The organism is Cellvibrio sp. PSBB006 (assembly GCF_002162135.1).
Classification (GTDB): Bacteria; Pseudomonadota; Gammaproteobacteria; order Pseudomonadales; family Cellvibrionaceae; genus Cellvibrio.
The window spans coordinates 1945698-1963244 of sequence record NZ_CP021382.1; the positions used below are offsets into that span (position 1 = coordinate 1945698).

Here is a 17547-nt window from a genome sequence, read left to right on the forward strand (position 1 = left end):
AGAAGATGTATCAACCGCACAAGGTTTCCCCCTTCCGGGGTGCCATTGTGCGTAAAAGAGAGGTTATCGATATTGATCCTGATCAAGTTGAATCCCCGGGATAACACTCCGTTAATAACTGATCCGTCACTGATGGCGCGACAGCGGATAAAGCTGGAACTTTAGCGCGTGCAGGGCGACATCAAACTGCCCAAAATATATACAGTGTAGAGCAGCATTTAAAAAATGCTGCTCTTACCGCGTGGTAAACCCAAAGAATTAACGCAGTGTGCGACCTTTGTTAGCCGCAATGCGCATACGCAGTGCATTCAGCTTGATAAAGCCTTCTGCATCTTTTTGATTGTAAGCACCGGCATCGTCCTCGAAGGTTGCAACCTTCTCATCGAACAGGCTGTCCGCCGAGCGGCGACCAACCACATGCACAGCACCTTTATAAAGTTTTACGCGAACGTCACCGTTAACAAATTGTTGTGACTCGTCGATAGCGGTTTGCAACATCTTGCGTTCCGGGCTCCACCAGTAACCGTTATAGATCATCTCGGCGTAGCGCGGCATCAGGCTGTCTTTCAAATGCGCCACTTCACGATCCAGCGTGATGGATTCAATGGCACGGTGCGCACGCAACAAAATAGTACCGCCGGGGGTTTCATAACAACCGCGGGACTTCATACCCACGTAACGGTTTTCCACGATGTCCAGACGACCCACACCGTTTTCACCACCCAGCTTGTTCAGGGTTGCCAGCACGGTCGCAGGCGACATAGCTTCGCCATTGATGGCGACAACATCCCCTTTTTCGTACGTAAGATCGATGTAAGTGGCCTTGTCTGGCGCAGCTTCCGGAGACACACTCCAGCGCCACATATCTTCTTCAGCTTCAGTCCACGGATTTTCCAGAACGCCGCCCTCATAAGAGATGTGCAGCAGGTTGGCATCCATGGAATAGGGAGATTTCTTTTTCTTGTTGAAATCCACCGGAATATTGTTCTTGGCGCAGTAAGCCATCAGTGTTTCGCGGGAAGTCAGATCCCACTCACGCCAGGGCGCGATCACTTTGATACCCGGCTTAAGTGCATAGGCGCCCAGCTCAAAACGCACCTGGTCGTTACCTTTACCGGTAGCGCCGTGGGAGATGGCATCGGCCCCCACTTCATTGGCAATTTCGATCAAGCGTTTGGCAATCAGCGGACGGGCAATGGACGTACCCAACAGGTACTCACCTTCATAGATGGTATTGGCGCGAAACATGGGGAACACGAAATCGCGCACGAATTCTTCACGCAGGTCATCAATATAGATTTGCTTGACACCCAACGCCTGGGCTTTGGCGCGGGCCGGTTCTACTTCTTCACCCTGACCGATATCGGCGGTAAAGGTCACCACTTCGCAGTTGTAGTTTTCTTGCAGCCATTTAACGATTACTGACGTATCAAGGCCGCCGGAGTAGGCCAGAACCACTTTCTTGATGGATGACATAGGAAGCTCCCGCGAGACGAACTATTGGAGAATGAGGACCTGCACGGCGCGAAAACCAGCACCGAATCAGCGCGCGGGATTGTACTCGTAAAAAGTGCAAATTCCCACCGCCCTGTAACGGGTTTACCCATTTTTTGTGTGGATATGTTTCATTTGGCAACGATTCTCAAGTAAACGGCCGTTTACCCACCGAGCATCCGGGCGCACACTAGCCACCACTTCATTAAAGGAGAACTCACCATGAGCAACGAACTCTTAACCATCCCCTGCACCACCAACGATGGCCGCGAAGCCCGCTTAAGCGACTACCCCGCCAAGGCCTACCTGATTGTTAACACCGCCAGCGAGTGCGGCTTTACGCCACAGTACAAAGGGCTGGAGAATTTATGGCAAACGTATCGCGACAAGGGTTTGCAGGTACTGGGCTTTCCTTGCAACCAGTTCGGCGGCCAGGAGCCCGGCAGTGACGCGGAGATTTCACAGTTCTGCGAGATGAATTATGGGGTGACCTTTCCTTTATTCAGCAAGGTGGATGTGAATGGTGATGATGCGCACCCGCTGTTTGTTGCCTTGAAGGAGGCTGCGCCGGGTATTTTGGGCAGTAAGGCGATTAAATGGAATTTCACCAAATTTCTGGTGACGGGCGAAGGGCGGGTAGTTGAGCGTTATGCGCCTACTACGAAACCCGAAGATCTGGTAGAAGATATTGAGAAGCTGTTGTGATTTGAAGGAAGTTCTTTACGGCTAGAAAGCTGAAGTTGACACTCGCACACGGTGAGTTTGGCGTTAGGCCTTTGTTTCGAAACCTTCAAGTCAGGGATGACTTGAAGGAGCTACAGGGATGTATTCATGCGTTTTCGAAACAAAAGGCCTAATGACAAACGGATTACGGAGCACTTACACAGACCGATACACTTCATTCATTATTTCGAAGCGCCCTATCAGAGCGTCCACACCTCGACGCGGCGATTCATATTGCGACCGGATGGGGTTTCACTGCTGGCCAACGGCGCCGCATCGCCCAGCCCTTTGGTTAATAGCGGATAAACGCCGCGTGCAATCAAAGCCTGTTCCACAACGCGCGCACGCTGGAGCGACAGTTCCTGGCTGGAAACCTCGTCACCCTCGCTGTCGGAAAAGCCAAACAGCTGCACACGCTTGGGCGCGTTCTGTTCCATGTACTTCACCAGCCGATCAATATCACGCAGGGCTTTACTGTCCAGTTCATCGCTGCCGCTTTTAAAGCGAAAATTAATGGAGAGCCGCTCAGAGTGTGTGGTCAGTTCGCGCACCAGCGGAGGGTAAAAGGTTTTATCGAAGGCTTTTCCGGTGGTGATGTTTTGCGATACCAAACCGATCTTTTCCACAATCGCCTGGGCATCTTCCTGCACGCTGAAGTTAGCGAACTCACGCGCAAAAGGGTTGGCATTCAGTTGCGGCGTATAAAAGTATAAGCGTCGCGCCAGCGGGTAATCTTCGGTCCCTACCGTAAAGTGAGTGGGAATAATGGCAAGATGTTCATCCGATTCCGAAATGGCTAACAGCTTCGCCTGACGCACATAAGGCAAACCGATAAATCCGATAGCACCCGGATCTTTCGCCACGTCATCCGCCAAACCGGTACTGGACTCGTAGCGCTTGGCATCCGCTGCCAGTTTGGACTGACGCGGAGCCAGCACAAGACTTTTAAAGGTATCCCAGGTACCAGAATTTTCGTCGCGTGCATAAAGCGTGATCGGTATATCACTGCCACCCAGTTGCGACCAATTGGTGACAGCACCAGAGAAAATGGCGACCAATTGTTGCAGGGACAATGTCGCAATAGCATTTCCCGGATGAGTAATGATCGCCAACCCATCCAGCCCGATCACATGCTCACTCCCGCCATGAGCGAGATCGCCATATTGCGCTTGTAACGCTTGCAGCTCTTCATCCTTGATTCGCCGCGATGACATGCCAATATCCGCAGCGCTGTTGCGCAAACCTTCAAACGCGGTGCTCGAACCGTGCGCATGAATTTCTACAAATACTTTTTTACCCTCAAGCAAACCGCTAACTATTTTCTCTACCGGATTATCACCGACTTCTGTCTTAATCGCGGTAGCCCCCTTCTCCGTCAAATAAGCAGAAACCAGGCGCGGTGCCAGCTTCTCACCGACGGTATTGGAACCGTGCAGACGAAACAAAGGTTGATTCGATGCAACGACCGGCGTTGGCTGAACCGTCGTCGGTGCGGAATTTTTTTGTGCCACTGCTGATTGCGCCAACCAGTGAATACCGTCGCCACCAGGCATCACCGAACGAAACAAAAAACCCGCCAGAAACACCACCAGCCCCACGGCTACGCTGGCCAACGGTGTTAATTTTAACCAATACTTTTTCTTTTCTTTGACTTGCAGACTCTTACCACGACCAACCCCCTCAGCAGAGACCTGGTCATCCTCCAGCTGGCGAATTTCCCACACCAGGTTAGTTAGCTCTTCATGATTTAATTTGAGCGCTTTCTCCAGCAACTCTTCGCGATAGGCCTCGTCTTTAAGCACCATATTTAGCGGAATATGCAGCTTGAATTCGCTCTCGCACAGGCGCTTTAAATTCCACAACCGATCCACCAAGGTGACATTGAAGTGCTTGGGGCCGCGCCCCTGTTTCGCCGTGGTGATCATCTGCTCGCCCCTATCCAAAAGAAAAGGGGCATTTATAGCGTGGTTTGGTGACAGGGATATTGCAGGAAAGGGACAGATATTCGCACAATACAAGTTTGTTGTTAGCCTGTGTATTTAGAAACCCTCAAGTCAGGGATGACTTGAGGGAGCTACAAGGATGTATGTATGCGTTTTCTAAATACACAGGCTAACAACAAACGACTTTCGAAGCACCCGTATGAAAATCATTAAAATCTCACAACGTAAAAGTAGCCACTTTATCACTCAATGCACGCGAGTGATCCTCCAACACCTTCGCCCGCGCCTCGCCGGATTGCGCATCCGTCGCCAGACCATCCGCTACATGCTTGATCGCCGTCATATTCTTAAGCACCTCCTGCACCACATGACTTTGCTCCTCCGCCGCTGTAGCGATCTGCGAAGCCATACTACTGATCACACCGACAGCCTCATTAATTTTATTAAGCGATTGCGATGCATTGTCCGCATTGGTCACACTGCCTGTCGCCAGCTTACGACTGTCATCCATGATCGACACCGCGTTCTGCGCTGTTGCTTGCAGTGACGAAATCATCGACTGAATCTCTTCGGTACTGGCATGCGTGCGTTGCGACAATACCCGCACCTCATCGGCAACCACTGCAAAACCGCGCCCCGGTTCACCGGCGCGCGCGGCTTCAATGGCCGCGTTCAATGCGAGCAAATTGGTTTGTTCGGCAATGCCTTGTATCGTGGCAAGAATGCCGCTGATTTTTTGTGCGTGCTCGTTCAAATTCGAAATAACACTACCTGCCTGCTCCACCTTTTCTGCCAACACAAAAATCGAGTCGCGGGTTTTATCCACCTGGGTTTTTCCGTGTTCAGCGCTGGACACCGATTCATCAACCGAGGTGGCCGTGCGTTCCGCGTGATGCGCAATTTCCTGGGTCGCATTGGTCATTTCGGTCATGGACTCGGTCACCATACCAATCTGTTCCTGCTGCATGCCCAGTTCACGCACTGAGTGCACCGCACGCTCCGCTGTTGAGCGCGCGTTATCGCGCAGCTCATTGGCCTGGCCGCGAATGTGTTCGACCAAGTCGTGCATGTGATCGACAAACAAATTGAAGTTCGCCGCTAATTGCCCTACTTCATCGTTCGAGGTCACTGGTAACCGACGCGACAAATCCCCATCACCGGACGCAATTTCAGAGAGAGAATCCGAAACGTTATGTAGCGGCTGCAGTAAACGCCCGTTAAGCCAATTGATGCCAATCAACGTCGCCACCAGCAATAACAAGGTCGCCATCATTTGACCAATCAATGTGGATTGCACCGGACCCACCAGCGCTTCACGATCCAACAACATCACCAGTACCAGATCAGAGTCAGCAACCGGGTCGGCGAAGATTTGTTTGGTGCGTCCATCAACGGTAATCAGAGTAGAGGCTTGTTGGCCTTGTAATAATTTTTCTACTGTCGATTGGGTCAGCTCCGGCGCAACATCGGTCAGGGGTTTGTTTAACAGGCTTTGATCGCGGTGGGCGAAGACGGTGTTTTTACGGGTGGCAATAAACATTTCACCATCGCCGGGTAATTCAATATCGCGCAATTGCTGCACGATATTATCAAGCACTACGTCCACCCCCAGGATACCCTTGATGCTGCCATCCGGGTTCAACACCGCGCGTCCAAGGGACACGACATTTTTACCGGTGGCGGATGCCACCGAGGGATTTTCCACGACGGTTTTGCGGGGATTTTTGGTGGCGTTGATGTACCAACTCCACACACGGGGGTCACTGTTGTCCGCCGCCATTTGCAGGTTGTTGGCATTCACCAGTGAACCGTCAGCAAAGGCGAGGAAGACATTGTCGACATCGGCCGAGATACGTAACTGCACCAGGTGCGCGTTGTAGCGACTTTCATCCGCCTCGGCGGGAAAACTTTCCAACGCTTTACCTTTGGCAGCAAACCAGTCACCGACGTACTTGGTAAAGGTGGCTGAGATGCCTTTCACCTGTTGGGCGATGTTGGCTTCCATCTGTGTCATGGCGGAGGAGTAGGACAACCAGGCAACAGCGCAGCCAACAAGAACAAGGGATACCGCTACCGAGGCACTTATTTTTTTTCTTAATGACCATCTTGCTGACATACAGCCTCCAACAGTGCGCTTTAGAAGCCTCTCGTTAGTCATGAGCGGCTGATTATTATGTTGTTTTGACTTTTATGGGTGCCGGTCTGGTGGACCGGTTATTTAATTAATAGTCTATTTTGGTAAAAGTTTTGCCCTTATTAGAACAAATCCTTTTAAACATAATTTTTATCACTAAAAACGCGGGGCTTTTATTCAGCATAGCAAAGCTTTTGCATGAAGATTAATGTGCCAGCAAAAATTTACCGTCTTTTTGTCTACAGCATGATGGTTTACTGAATGTGCGCTTGGCACCTACTGAACACGTTTGATCAGGCTATCGGCATAGTTCGCCAAATCCTTTAGCAGCTGCCGCTGGGACGTCGTCAGCTCCTCTGCCGACAGCTCTGCCATACGTTGCTGGAATTGGTCCCACACGATACCGGCTCCAGCCTCGGGATTGGTGAGGCGCCAGCGACAAAACTCACGCCAGCGTTGTGACTCTGTGGGGTTCAAACTGGAAGGGAAATTGCGCGCGCGATAGCGAAATAACAGTTCCGCTAATCGCGTGTCTTTGAAGGGCAAACTTGCTGTGGCCAGATCTTGCGCTGACATAGCGCGAATCTTCTGCATCAGGCGTTTGTCATGGTCATCAAAAAAACCACCGCTGTAGAGCATCTGCTCCGGATCGCTCTGCTCGGCAAATACCTGTTCGCCATATAACGCCATTAACTTGCCACGTAGCGCCTGCTGTTCCTGGAGCGTCAGGTTAACGAGTACTTGCCAATGGCGTTCGTTTGCACCGCGATCAAGTCCCAGACGCTGTGCTGTGGCTTCATCCAGCATATTAGGGGGCAACAGCATGGGCGTCTTGTTGAGGTGGACTTCCTTTAATGCCAACCGCTCCTCACCCTCTGCCAGGTCTTCACGGCGGACAAACAACCGTCGCCGCAAGGCATCAACCGGCAGACGCAGCAAATCACTCGGGTCAGATGCCAGGTTGAACACGATAACGCTGTTTTTGTTTGTCGGATGGAATGCCAGGGGCACCACCAGCGCCGCGTTGCCGTTTTCATTGGGAAATTTGGACGAAATGTGCAGTATCGGTTTGCACTCATCAATGTTGATAAGGTTGCCGGCAAAGCGTTTATCGCGCAGCCGATAAGCGTAGTCATAGAGTTTCGGCTGCTTTTCCTTGATCAGACGAGCGATAGCGATGGTAGCGAGCACGTCGGAGAGCGCATCGTGGGCCGCTTCATGGTTCAGATTATTGGCAGCGGTCAGCATCTCCAGCCGAAAACACGGGCGGCCATCCTCGTAATCGGGCCACTGGATACCCTCGGGCCGCAGGGCGCGGGTCATGCGCACCATATCGATGATGTCCCAGCGCGAATTGCCGTTGCGCCACTCGCGCTCATAGGGATCATAGAAATTGCGGTAGAGCGCGTAGCGCGTGACTTCATCGTCGAAGCGAATCGAGTTATAACCCACGCCGCAGGTACCCGGTTCACCCAACTCGGCGGCGATGGCAGCAACGAATTGATGCTCCGGCACGCCTTTCTCCAGAGCGACTTGCGGCGTCAGTCCGGTGATCAGGCAGGCATCGGGCTTGGGCAGGCAATCCGGCGCCGGTTGGCAGTAGAGCATCAGCGGCTCGCCGATGATATTGAGGTCCTCATCGGTGCGCACTCCCGCAAACTGCGACGGGCGATCCCGGGCAGGCACTTCACCCCAGGTTTCATAGTCATGCCAGTAGAGGGTGTTGGACTGGGTTTTCGATGGGTTGTTAGTATTCACGTGGCCCCGGCTCCTGTTCCTTCGATGGCGCCACTGTAACATTCCAGCCCAAAATAAAAACCCGAAGTGCTTGGTCACGCAAAAGCAATTGCATATACTGCGGCCCGGGTTAACAGCTGACAGAGATTGCCATGACTGATTTGAACCATCTTTTCGAAAACAACGCCCGCTGGGCGGAAAAAATCCAGAAAGAACAACCCGGTTTCTTTGAAGCCCTCGCCAAACAACAAGCCCCTGAGTATCTATGGATAGGTTGTTCCGACAGCCGCGTCCCCGCCAACGAAATTGTTGATCTCATGCCCGGTGAACTCTTCGTGCACCGCAATGTGGCCAACATTGTGATCCACACGGATTTGAACTGCATGTCCGTTATGCAGTTTGCGGTGGAGTTCCTCAAGGTGAAACACATCATGGTCACCGGTCACTACGGCTGCGGTGGTGTGAAAGCCGCTCTGGAAGGACGCCAGTTGGGATTGGTGGATTATTGGGTGCGCGCTATCCGCGACGTGTATTACACCCATAAGGAATTGATCGACGGTATCGGTGATCCCACTGAACAGCTCAATCAATTATGTGAGCTAAACGTCAAGCAGCAGGTAGCGAATGTATCGCATACCAATATTATTCAAAATGCCTGGAAACGCGGGCAGGAACTGACCATTCACGGTTGGATCTACGGTATCCACGACGGCCGGGTGCGCAACTTGATGGAGCCGATCAGCTCTGTTGATCAAGTGCCTGAGCAGTATCGGGTGTATTGATTTAATACGCTTCTGAATAAATGCCCGTGATTAATGACGGGCATTTATTTTTCCCAATCCCGCGCTTCATACAAACGCTCTGTCTTGGCTGCCATCACAAAATCATTTCGATGCAAGCCTTTGATCTTGTGCGTCCACCATTCAACACGAACATTGCCCCATTCCGTCAATAGGGCCGGGTGGTGATTCATACTTTCCGCAAGACGCCCCACCAAATTGGTGAACGCCAACGCCTGGAAGAAATTTTTAAAGGTGTATTCACGCACCAACAGCGGAATGTCCTCTCGCCGAATAACCTGCCACTGCGGGATTTCCTCTTGCAGATCATGGATTTCTTTTTCCGTCAGGCGTGGCGCATCGGCGCGACAGGCTTCGCAGATTTCATCGGCGATCGGTTTATGGGAAGTCGAATTCATTGAAGCCCCCTTTCGTTAGGTATTCATGATGTTTGCAGTGACAGATGCCTTGGGTTGGACTGCATACCCCTGAAAGAGTTTGGTATAGCGGTAGAATCAGCAGTGGCATAAAAAAGCCGGAATAAAATCCGGCTTTTTTATGCATTGGGAAAGTTTGATGCCTTATACGATATTGACCACACCCTCTTCGATCTTCGCTTTCCAGACCTGCGGGCCGGTAATGTGTACCGATTCACCCCGGGAATCCACCGCAACCGTCACTGGCATATCCTTAACGTCAAACTCGTAGATGGCCTCCATACCCAGTTCCGGAAAGCCCAGTACTTTGGAGGATTTGATCGCCTGGGCCACCAGATAGGCAGCACCACCCACAGCCATCAGATACACCGATTGATGATCGCGAATGGCATCAATGGCGGCGGGGCCGCGTTCCGATTTGCCGATCATGCCCAGCAAGCCGGTTTTTTCCAGCATGGTGCGGGTGAATTTGTCCATCCGCGTAGCGGTAGTGGGGCCCGCCGGCCCAACAACTTCATCACGCACCGGATCAACCGGGCCAACGTAATAGATAAAGCGGCCTTTCAGGTCCACCGGCAAGGGTTCGCCTTTCGCCAACAAGTCAGTCATCTTCTTATGGGCGGCATCGCGACCGGTCAGCATCTTGCCAGACAGCAAGATCGTCTCGCCGGTTTTCCAGGTTTGCACCTCTTCCGGAGTTAGGGTATCCAGGTTAACGCGACGCACACCCTCGCCGACTTCCCAGGAAATGTCCGGATAATCTTCCAGCGACGGCGGGGTTTGCAATGCCGGACCTGAGCCATCCAGTGTGAAATGCGCGTGACGGGTAGCGGCGCAGTTGGGGATGATGGCGACGGCTTTGTTGGCGGCATGGGTCGGGTAATCCTTGACCTTCACATCCAGCACCGTGGTTAAACCACCCAGGCCCTGGGCGCCGATACCGAGGCGATTCACCTTGTCATAGAGCTCAATGCGCAACTCTTCCGCGCGATTGCTGGCACCGCGCGCCTGTAGCGCCTGGATATCCACCGGATCAAGCAGCGCTTCTTTGGCCAGCAACATCGCTTTTTCCGCCGTGCCGCCAATACCGATACCGAGCATACCCGGCGGGCACCAGCCAGCGCCCATCTTGGGCACCATCTCCAACACCCAATCCACGACTGAATCCGAGGGATTGAGCATCGCGAATTTGGTCTTGGCTTCAGAACCGCCGCCCTTGGCCGCTACGTGCACATCTACTGTGTTGCCGGGGACGATGTTGTAGTGGATCACTGCCGGGGTATTGTCGCCGGTATTTTTACGAGCGCCGTCCGGGTCCGCCAGAATGGAGGCACGTAAAACGTTATCGGGTTGCATATAGGCGCGGCGCACACCTTCGTTGACCATGTCGGTCAGACTCATTTGCGCATCCCATTGCACATCCATACCCACAGTCACGAAAACGGTAACGATACCTGTGTCCTGGCAAATCGGGCGATGGCCGATGGCGCACATACGGGAATTGATCAGGATTTGCGCCATAGCGTCTTTGGCGGCTTGGTTCGCTTCGCGTTCATAGGCCTGATGAACGGCCTGGATAAAATCGACGGGGTGATAATAAGAGATGAATTGCAGCGCATCGGCAACGCTGTCGATCAGGTCTTGCTGACGAATCACGGTTGGCATAGCAGTTTCTCTGTTAACTGTGTGCGTGAGCTCGATATCAACTCAACGCGGCAGGTTGAAGCTCTGAGGGCTTTTTGGGATGGAATTCGGGCGGCAATTCTACACCAACATAAACAGAATGATGTAGCAAGGTATCCGTCCATGCACCATAAAAAAGGCCGGAAAACGTGAATTTTCCGGCCTCTCATAAGGATTTTCTGCTTGCTGATCAGTTCGCGGGGGCCGCGCCGATGCGCTGCTTGAGCTCCAGGATATCGCGATTGATCGTGCGACGGTAAGCGTCGATAGCCGCGATAGCCTCCTCGTTGGTACGAACCTTTTGCTGCAGTGCCTGCAACGAACTCAGCTGGCCGTCTACCCGGTCAACCTGTTCGGTAAAATCCTGCAAACGCTTGCCCTGCTCTGCAATGCTGAGGACGGCTGAATCAATCTTGGCTATGGCATCGTCAACTGCCGCTTTATTGGCCGCCAACTGCGTATTGAGGCTAGCTGCCGTGGCGTTGGCTTCACTCGCATCTTTTTTGGCAGCGGCCAACTCTTTGGCCAGACTGGCGATATTTTCTTTATTGGCGGCAATCGCCTTGCGGTTTACATCATTCGAAATACCCCACAATTTGCGGATCTCTGAGTCTACCCACTTAAGCTTGGCATCCACCTGCGTAAGCGATTGGCTGGATTCGTCCGAGGTTACGCTCAAACGCCCTTCCAGATCAGCAATACGGGCCTCAGCCTGCTGCAGCAGAGCCTGGGCCTCCGTTAATTTCCAACCAAAGAAGCCCCCGATAGCCACACCAGCCAATGCCAGCAAGAGCGCGATGATTGCTAGTGGACTGGTGCCTGATGACGGAGCTGGCGCGGGAGCCGCAGGCGTCTGTGGGCGAGAGGGTCGAGAGGTATCTACCGCTGCACGGCGCGTGATAGGTTCATCGCGCTCGGGTACAGAGGCATGACCAGACAAGGTTGGTTCTTTACGTTCCATAATCTGCGATTACCCGGGGGAAACTGATGATGAAGCCCGCCAATAGCAGCAAGCCAAATAAAGGCTGCATTTTATAGCAGGTATGGCGGGGGAAAAAAAGTTGAACGACAAATTACATATCAGGATGTTAACTGGTAATACCCTATATTTACCGCCGTAAGACACTGACGACACAGTCTGGTTGCAAAAAAAATCAGGCCCGAAAGCCTGATTTTTTATCACACCCGAAACGCTTATTCAGCGTATTTGGCGTTAACAAATTCCCAGTTAACCAAAGACCAGAAAGCATTCAGGTAATTGGGACGAGAATTGCGATAGTCAATGTAGTACGCATGCTCCCACACATCCACTGTCAGGATGGCTTTGACAGAAGCGTCTGTCAGCGGAGTTTGCGCATTGCTGGTGTTAACGATAGCTACACTGCCATCGGCTTTCTTTACCAACCAGGTCCAGGCAGAACCAAAATTATTGATAGCCGAGTTGGTGAACTCTTCCTTGAACTTATCGAAGGAGCCAAATGCCTTGTTGATGGCTTCAGCTACGGCACCGGTGGCTTCGCCGCCGCCATTAGGGCTCAGGCAATTCCAATAGAAGGTGTGGTTCCATATTTGTGCAGCGTTGTTGAATACGCCACCGGAAGAAGTCTTGATGATGTCTTCCAGGCTCTTGCCTTCGTACTCGGTACCGGGAACCAAGCCATTCAACTTGTCCACGTAGGTTTTGTGGTGTTTACCGTAATGGTATTCCAGGGTCTCGGCAGAGATGTGCGGAGCCAAGGCATCTTTTGCGTAAGGAAGTGCAGGTAATTCAAAAGCCATAATCATTCTCCTTAAGAAGACGTAATCTCAAAATTTCACTTAGCGATTGGCCAAGCACACGAATGTCGCAAAGCGCCAGTTTACAAAGGGCGTAAAGCCTGCTGGCTGTTAGAATTTTTCTGGAAACGAAAGCGGCCCCGAAGGGCCGCCAGTATAACTCACTTCTGTTGCTCGTTAATGCCAGTCCATACGGGTTTGTATGACACAGCACTCACGGCAGAAGACAGCGAATTAATGCTCATGGGCAAATTACATCATGCCGCCCATGCCACCCATTCCGCCCATGCCACCCATATCTGGTGCAGCAGGCTTATTGTCTTCCGGCAGGTCAGCGATCATGGCTTCGGTAGTAATCATCAAACCAGCGATTGAACCGGCTGCTTGCAGTGCAGTACGGGTCACTTTAGCCGGGTCGAGAATACCCATCTCCAGCATATCGCCGTATTCACCAGTCGCCGCGTTGAAACCGAAGTTACCGCTGCCTTGTTTAACCTTGTCAGCCACCACAGAAGGCTCATCACCGGCGTTGGCGACGATTTGACGCAAAGGCGCTTCCATCGCACGACGGGCAATACCGATACCGGCGTTTTGATCTTCGTTGTCGCCTTTGAGGTCTGCAATAGCAGCAACGGCGCGAATCAACGCAGTACCACCGCCGGGAACCACGCCTTCCTCTACCGCAGCACGGGTAGCGTGCAGAGCATCTTCCACGCGCGCCTTCTTCTCTTTCATTTCAATTTCAGTAGCGGCACCGACTTTGATTACCGCAACACCGCCAGCCAGTTTGGCAACGCGCTCTTGCAGTTTTTCACGGTCGTAATCAGAGGTAGTTTCTTCGATTTGCACACGGATTTGCTGAACGCGCGCTTTAATCTCGTCAGCTTTACCAGCACCGTCAACAATCACAGTGTTTTCTTTGTTCATGGTGACGCGCTTGGCGGTACCCAAATGCTCCAGGGTTGCGCTTTCCAGATCCAGACCCACTTCTTCAGAAATCACAGTAGCGCCAGTCAGCACAGCGATGTCTTGCAACATGGCCTTACGACGGTCGCCGAAGCCAGGCGCTTTACACGCAGCCACTTTCACAATGCCACGAATGTTGTTCACAACCAACGTCGCCAGCGCTTCGCCTTCAACGTCTTCAGCAACGATTACCAGCGGCTTACCGGCTTTGGCAACACCTTCCAGCACGGGCAGCAACTCACGGATATTAGAGATTTTCTTGTCAACCAACAGGATGTATGGGCTGTCTTGTTCAACGCTCATGCTGTCCTGGTTGTTGATGAAGTAAGGAGAGAGGTAACCACGGTCGAATTGCATACCTTCTACCACGTCCAGCTCATTGTCCAAGCTGGTGCCTTCTTCCACGGTGATCACACCTTCTTTGCCCACTTTTTCCATGGCTTCGGCGATCAGGCCACCGATTGACGTGTCGCTGTTGGCAGAGATGGTGCCGACTTGAGAGATAGATTTGCTGTCAGCACAAGGCTGGGCGATTGACTTGACGTGAGCCACAGCAGCGGTGATGGCTTTGTCGATACCGCGCTTCAGGTCCATCGGGTTCATGCCCGCCGCAACAGACTTCAGACCTTCGTTCACAATGGCTTGGGCCAGTACAGTCGCGGTGGTGGTACCGTCACCAGCGTCGTCAGACGCGCGTGAGGCCACTTCTTTCACCATTTGCGCGCCCATGTTTTCAAACTTGTCTTTCAGGGTGATTTCCTTGGCTACGGAAACACCGTCTTTGGTCACAGTAGGTGCGCCGAAAGATTTTTCCAGAACAACGTTACGCCCTTTTGGGCCCAGGGTTGCTTTAACGGCGTCAGCCAGGATGTTTACACCGACAACCATACGTTGACGAGCGCTATCACCAAATTTCACTTCTTTTGCAGACATTTTCCAATTCCTTCAAATTCGTTCAACAGAGGGTTTGTGACAGGCAAGGAGCGGTTTACAACAGCACAGCCTTGATGTCGCTTTCGTTGAGGATGACCAGCTCTTCGCCGTCGATTTCAATCGTGTCGCTACCGGCATATTTGCCGAACACCACCACATCACCCACTTTCACGTCCAACGGACGCAATTCACCACTTGCCAATACACGGCCATTACCCACGGCCAAGACTTCGCCCTGGTTTGGCTTTTCTTTTGCAGAACCGGGCAGAACGATACCGCCAGCGGTTTTTTTCTCTTCTTCTTTGCGGCGAACCACAACACGGTCATGTAAAGGACGAATTTTCATGAGCTCATTTCTCCAACAAGCAGTTAAACACGGAAATTTAGCCGGGATTCCCCCGAGTGATTGCCTATATAGCGACAGTGTCAGCTATTTCAAGGGGTAAATTCCCGGTGAAAAGAGACTGAAAACTGCCACCAGAACCACCTGGCCAACTTACTGCGAAAGCCGGTCAGGCAGCGGTAAAGCAGTGCCCCAGAAGTGGGGTTCAGCAGCGGGATTTCAACTGCCTTGATACAAATAAAGTTACTTCCTGCCATGCCATTACTCATCGCTTGAAGAACTGGCGAAAAAACAGACAGAAAATCCGCCCACCCTCCCGGTGCGAAGCATCCGGCCAACCCAGCAATATGGCGCAAAAATCATTAATTGGGTGTGCAGCTACCTTCACCCGTGGCAGTTTTTGTCCCTGGACATTGATCACGGGGCGTCCCACTTTTCTGTTGGCTCATCAAAAATAGTGGCAAGTGCATCTGAACACACCTACACCGGTTTTAGAAAAACAGATAATTTTTTCTATCTCATTCTATGGCTGAGGTCGTGTGCTCTGGTAACACTTCACTTCCGAAGGTAACTGTGAATCACACCACTCTATGACTTCTGTCACATTGCGTCGTTTTTAAACAGCCAAAACTTCTATAAAGAATGGCTGAAATTATTTTTACCACTTTATTCGCAATCCAATAATTTCCGCTCCCACTTTCCACTTTAAAGTGGGAGTCCGGCGGTATTGCGAAAGATTTTTTTTTGTCCAATCATCAGCAAGTTTGCTGAATAGCAAGCCTTGTTTGCTCCGCAGATTTTCCGGTTCTTGTAAGTTGTCCCAGAGCCTTCCTGTTATCAAAACACCGTCCAGCAAGGATGTTTTTCTGTCTCGACACGGGATTTATGTCGTGCCGTGCGCGGTGTGTTTTTATAAAAAGCAATGATTCGGTCGTAAAGATTTCGAGGTAGAAAAATTAACCCATAGAGGAGCCCGAGAAAGATGAATACCATTTCCCGCTTCAGGAATTTACTCCACCCGTCCCGCAGATTCATATCGTTATTGTGTTTTCTAACCTTGCTGGCAAGCTTTTTTTGTCAGTTCGCATCAGCGCAACAATCCGGTTATACCGTCACCTCATCGTCCAGTGTGCGTTTTTATGTGAACGGTGCGCCCTGGGCCGATATTCATTACACCGTTAACGGTGGCGTTCAGCAAAATATTCGCATGAGCGCGAGCGGCACCAACCACACCTATAATTTGACGGGGCTGAACACCGGCGCCGTGGTGCGTTATTTCTTTACGATCGGCAACAACAGTGGCGGCGCCACTGATACGGCCTGGACGCAATTTACCTTCAACGGCACAACACCGCCGCCCACCAGCGGTGTTGTACGTTTATTTGAGCACTGCAATTACGGGGGTGTGTCCGCCGGACTGGGTGTCGGTAGCTATACGATGAACCAGTTGATTGCATTGGGTATCAACAACGATTTTGTTTCTTCGTTACAAGTATCCAGCGGCTACCGCGCCATCCTTTACCAACATCACAATTTCACCGGCAGTTCAGTGGTCAAGACAGCCAATGATTCCTGCCTGGTTGACGACAGCTTTAATGACCAGGTGAGCTCGATTGTTATTGAAGCCGTGAATAACTCTGGCACGCCCGGCACCGCCAACGGCACTCACAAACGTCTCAAGATTATCAACGGTTGCGGCGACCCGATGTGGGTCCAATGGCTCACCGCGCCTGGCGTAACCTTCAATGCACCCAACCGCCATCGCCTCGCCAGCCTCGGCAGTTTTATTGAATACGACATTCCCGATAAGGGGCTGCCAGCCATGCGTTTCTGGCCCGGCTTCGGTTGCGATGGTAATGGTCACAATTGTCGTGTCGGTGCCAGCGGCGGTCCGGCCAACCTGGGCTTCACTTGCCCACCCGGCGGCTGTGCCCCACCTATCGATTCCAAGTTTGAAGCGACGTTTGGCTGTATTCCCGGTGTGACCGATGCGCAGTGTTACCAGAATCCGTCAGCGCCTGGCCAACCCTTGGGGCGTGGTGACTGGTGGAATTCGAGCATGGTGGATGGCTATACCGTGCCGATGAAAGTTGTGGTCAACGGCCATTGTCCGGTTGGGCCGCAACCGGCGCCGGTATTTGGCCCTGGCGGTCCGCAAGGTGGGGTCATCGATTGCTCGACGTTGCGGGTATCGGATTGCCCGGTCAACGAAAACCTGAGCACCAACGGACAATTCCCACAGCTGGCTAACGTCAATCTCACCGTCACCAATCCCACGACGGGTGCCGTCGCAGGCTGTTATTCACCAGCCGCCAAACTGACCTTCAGCCATTGGGCGAACGGCTTCCAGACTTATGCTCCGGATGCGCCCCAGGCACGCATGTATACCTGCCCCACCCCGCCCATTTCTCCGGAGCAATGCAGCGCGGGTCCGGCAGACAGCACCGCGTATCGCAACATGATCCACTCTCATTGCGAAACTTACGCTTATGCCTACGACGACGGGTACGGTTTATCCAGTTGCCCGGCAGCAACCAACTTGAAGTACGAGGTGACCTTTTACTGCCCTCGTTAAACGAATATGCCGCTCCCGGTGCCA

The 17547-nt window shown here is 52.3% G+C and carries 13 protein-coding genes; 3 read left to right on the plus strand and 10 right to left on the minus strand.

All coding sequences use genetic code 11. From position 1 onward, the window contains the following. Nucleotides 1-258: 258 nt before the first annotated feature. Complete coding sequence (locus CBR65_RS08050) at nucleotides 259-1476, minus strand: argininosuccinate synthase (protein WP_087466382.1); 1218 nt, start codon at nucleotides 1474-1476, stop codon at nucleotides 259-261. A 240-nt stretch (nucleotides 1477-1716) separates the two neighbouring features. Between CBR65_RS08050 and CBR65_RS08055 the strand changes: the two genes are divergently transcribed. Further along, nucleotides 1717-2199, plus strand: coding sequence for a glutathione peroxidase (locus CBR65_RS08055; protein ID WP_087466383.1), 483 nt, complete (start codon nucleotides 1717-1719; stop codon nucleotides 2197-2199). Nucleotides 2200-2417: 218 nt separating this feature from the next. On the opposite strand, the gene CBR65_RS08060 is transcribed toward CBR65_RS08055, so the two are convergent. The 3 genes from CBR65_RS08060 to sbcB form a co-directional block, all read right to left on the minus strand. Further along, nucleotides 2418-4142, minus strand: a complete 1725-nt coding sequence (locus CBR65_RS08060; RefSeq protein WP_087466384.1) for a substrate-binding domain-containing protein — start codon at nucleotides 4140-4142, stop codon at nucleotides 2418-2420. Nucleotides 4143-4377: 235 nt separating this feature from the next. Then, nucleotides 4378-6276, minus strand: a complete 1899-nt coding sequence (locus tag CBR65_RS08065) for a methyl-accepting chemotaxis protein (RefSeq protein ID WP_198300907.1) — start codon at nucleotides 6274-6276, stop codon at nucleotides 4378-4380. A 294-nt stretch (nucleotides 6277-6570) separates the two neighbouring features. Next, nucleotides 6571-8052: an exodeoxyribonuclease I gene (gene sbcB, locus CBR65_RS08070; RefSeq protein ID WP_232461394.1), complete on the minus strand. Its 1482-nt coding sequence runs from the start codon at nucleotides 8050-8052 to the stop codon at nucleotides 6571-6573. Between the two features lie 131 nt (nucleotides 8053-8183). Between sbcB and can the strand changes: the two genes are divergently transcribed. Further along, entirely contained in the window at nucleotides 8184-8813 is a 630-nt protein-coding gene (can, locus tag CBR65_RS08075) for a carbonate dehydratase (RefSeq protein WP_087466387.1), read from the plus strand. A gap of 44 nt (nucleotides 8814-8857) precedes the next feature. Here the strand turns inward: can and CBR65_RS08080 are convergent, their stop codons facing one another. From CBR65_RS08080 to CBR65_RS08105, 6 genes are all read right to left on the minus strand, one after another. Beyond that, nucleotides 8858-9229 carry a 4a-hydroxytetrahydrobiopterin dehydratase gene (locus CBR65_RS08080; RefSeq protein WP_087466388.1) on the minus strand — a complete coding sequence of 124 codons (372 nt, stop codon included), beginning with the start codon at nucleotides 9227-9229 and terminating at the stop codon, nucleotides 8858-8860. Nucleotides 9230-9391: 162 nt separating this feature from the next. Continuing rightward, entirely contained in the window at nucleotides 9392-10912 is a 1521-nt protein-coding gene (locus CBR65_RS08085) for a fumarate hydratase (protein ID WP_087466389.1), read from the minus strand. A 208-nt stretch (nucleotides 10913-11120) separates the two neighbouring features. After that, nucleotides 11121-11891, minus strand: coding sequence for a hypothetical protein (locus CBR65_RS08090; protein WP_087466390.1), 771 nt, complete (start codon nucleotides 11889-11891; stop codon nucleotides 11121-11123). Nucleotides 11892-12124: 233 nt separating this feature from the next. Further along, nucleotides 12125-12709 carry a superoxide dismutase [Fe] gene (gene sodB / locus CBR65_RS08095; protein WP_087466391.1) on the minus strand — a complete coding sequence of 195 codons (585 nt, stop codon included), beginning with the start codon at nucleotides 12707-12709 and terminating at the stop codon, nucleotides 12125-12127. Nucleotides 12710-12958: 249 nt separating this feature from the next. Further along, complete coding sequence (groL, locus tag CBR65_RS08100; RefSeq protein WP_087466392.1) at nucleotides 12959-14605, minus strand: chaperonin GroEL; 1647 nt, start codon at nucleotides 14603-14605, stop codon at nucleotides 12959-12961. A 55-nt stretch (nucleotides 14606-14660) separates the two neighbouring features. Further along, nucleotides 14661-14951 carry a co-chaperone GroES gene (locus tag CBR65_RS08105; protein WP_087466393.1) on the minus strand — a complete coding sequence of 97 codons (291 nt, stop codon included), beginning with the start codon at nucleotides 14949-14951 and terminating at the stop codon, nucleotides 14661-14663. A 979-nt stretch (nucleotides 14952-15930) separates the two neighbouring features. Between CBR65_RS08105 and CBR65_RS22270 the strand changes: the two genes are divergently transcribed. Then, a complete protein-coding gene (locus CBR65_RS22270) occupies nucleotides 15931-17523 on the plus strand; it encodes a thaumatin family protein (protein ID WP_198300908.1) in 1593 nt (530 codons plus the stop codon). Nucleotides 17524-17547: the final 24 nt, after the last annotated feature.